This is a genomic window from Microvirga sp. 2MCAF35, from assembly GCF_052115545.1.
GTDB lineage: Bacteria > Pseudomonadota > Alphaproteobacteria > Rhizobiales > Beijerinckiaceae > Microvirga.
Genome location: NZ_JBFRGW010000085.1, coordinates 1 through 2,037, shown reverse-complemented (window position 1 = coordinate 2,037; position 2,037 = coordinate 1). Strand labels below are relative to the sequence as shown.

The window sequence follows — 2,037 nt, the reverse complement described above, 5'->3', positions numbered from 1 at the left end:
CGTGGAGCGCACATTGGCTTGGTATGGACAGTTTCGCCGCCTTGCTATCCGCTATGAGCGCAGGGCCGACATCCACACGGCCTTTCTGACGCTCGCCTCAGCCCTCATCACTTGGCGCTTCGTCCAGAGATGGTTTTGTTAGGTGCTCTTAGTGCTGCCCGTCTATCGAGCTTAACCCCCGTCGCTCCGATTGCGCAGATGAACCGCGAGGATCCTCGCTTTGTGGCAAGCCAGGATGTTTCGCTCAATTCAGGCCAGAATCTCGCCAGTATGGACTGGGCAGAGTTCGAGCATCTCATTCGACAGCTTTTCGAGCGAGAGTTTGCTGCCGCGGGCGGCGAAGTACGAGTAACGCAAGCGAGCCGCGACGGCGGCGTAGATGCAGTCATCTTTGATCCCGACCCGCTACGCGGTGGAAAGATTGTTGTTCAGGCCAAACGGTACACGAACGTCGTGGGAGTGAGCGCAGTTCGTGATTTGTATGGCACCGTGCAGCACGAGGGGGCGACGAAGGGCATCCTTGTGACAACATCAAGCTTCGGTCCGGACGCATACGAGTTTTCAAAGGACAAGCCGATGACCCTCCTAGACGGCCAGCGCCTACTCTACCTTCTCCAGCGCAATGGTTATGAGGCTAGGATTGACCTACAAGAAGCGAAGCGCATGGCCGCTAATGCATGAACTTTGATCGAAAATTTTCACCGCGAACTATCAACTTCCTTTGCTACTTGCGAGTACAGCGATGAACATCCAGACAGCTGTTGACGCGTTGAAGTCGAAGCGCCGGCTGGAAATAGGTTATGATGGGTATGTCCGCGTTGTTGAAGTCCATGCCTGCGGATATACGTCCAAAGGCCATGCCGTCATGCGTGTCTGGCAGGTTCGTGGCGGCAGCGTCAGTGGTGAACGGGCCGGCTGGAAGCTGCTGCGGTTGGATGAGACGCGCGGTCTCCAGATTCTTGACGAACCGTCGGAGGCGCCGCGCCCTCAATATAGGAGCGGTGATCGCGATATGGCCCGGATCCTGGCTCAGGTTTAAATGGGTGTCCCCCATATTGAAGCTGAAGGAACTGGTGGGCCCGCCCGGGCTCGAACCGGGAACCAAACCGTTATGGCAGCCGGCTCTAACCATTGAGCTACAGGCCGCACCTCTGGCAATTATGCCGATCTTCATCGGATCGGCTGTGCCTTCAAGGGCACAGCCATAGGGAACTCACGGAGGCCTAGGTTGTCTACCTCGTCATGACGATGCTAGGACATCCATCCTGTTTGGGCCTGAAAGTGCGTTCGAATGCCGTTGAATTGGATTCAAAAAATTTTTTACCGCGCACTGACCGTTGCAGCCGTCCTTGAGAAGGGTGGCACCCCATTCGAGGACTGGTTTGTCGACATTGCCAGGCGTGCTTGGGGGCCAGATTTCGAGCCGATCCGCGCTCAAGGGCGCCATGGAGATCTGAAGTGCGATGGAAGGCGGATCTCAACTGGTACAATCTATCAGTGCTATGCGCCAATGCGGGCGATCCGCCAAGCCGTCGAAGATAAGATCAGCACCGACTTCAATGGCGCACTTGCGCATTGGGGTTTCCAAATGCGCTCATGGACGATTGTCATCAATGATCGATCAGGCCTCCAAGCTCTTGCGGCTGCAGAGGTTGAAACCCTCCGCAACGCGCACACTCAGATCAGCATCGAAACGCTTGGCCCGGTTGAGATTGAACGAATAGTGCTTGATCTACATGAGGACGACCTTGGTGCGATCTTCAATGTTTATCTTGATGCCCGAGAGGCAGAGCAGCTCCGCGTTACTTTCGGAGACATAGCCAAAGTAGTTGATGCAATCGGCGGAGAAATACCCGTTCTTTCGCTAGAGCCACTGAGAGTCCCCTCCTTAGAGACTGTTTGGAAACTCACGGATGAGCATTCCGGCGGATCAGAATGCCGCCCATGGCGACATGGATCATGGCGGTTGAGACGTCGATGCGCTTCTCATAGTCGCGAACGAGACGCCGCCAGCGCATCATCCAGCCAAAGGTGCGC

Annotated in this window: 2 protein-coding genes and 2 pseudogenes; 3 read left to right on the top strand and 1 reads right to left on the bottom strand. The window is 55.9% G+C overall.

The features are described from left to right. From AB4097_RS21380 to AB4097_RS21370, 3 genes and pseudogenes are all read left to right on the top strand, one after another. Positions 1-142: pseudogene (locus AB4097_RS21380) on the top strand (IS5/IS1182 family transposase); the annotation flags it as partial. A 56-nt stretch (positions 143-198) separates the two neighbouring features. Then, positions 199-681, top strand: a complete 483-nt coding sequence (locus AB4097_RS21375) for a restriction endonuclease (protein WP_442043295.1) — start codon at positions 199-201, stop codon at positions 679-681. A gap of 61 nt (positions 682-742) precedes the next feature. After that, positions 743-1,039, top strand: coding sequence for a hypothetical protein (locus AB4097_RS21370; RefSeq protein ID WP_442043293.1), 297 nt, complete (start codon positions 743-745; stop codon positions 1,037-1,039). Positions 1,040-1,907: 868 nt separating this feature from the next. On the opposite strand, the pseudogene AB4097_RS21365 reads toward AB4097_RS21370, so the two are convergent. Beyond that, positions 1,908-2,037, bottom strand: a pseudogene (locus AB4097_RS21365) (IS5/IS1182 family transposase); the annotation flags it as partial.

What these genes read in the sequence shown, in the direction of transcription:
- AB4097_RS21375 (WP_442043295.1), top strand. Translation starts at nt 199, where the DNA reads ATGAACCGCGAGGATCCTCGCTTTGTGGCAAGCCAGGATGTTTCGCTC.
- AB4097_RS21370 (WP_442043293.1), top strand. Translation starts at nt 743, where the DNA reads ATGAACATCCAGACAGCTGTTGACGCGTTGAAGTCGAAGCGCCGGCTG.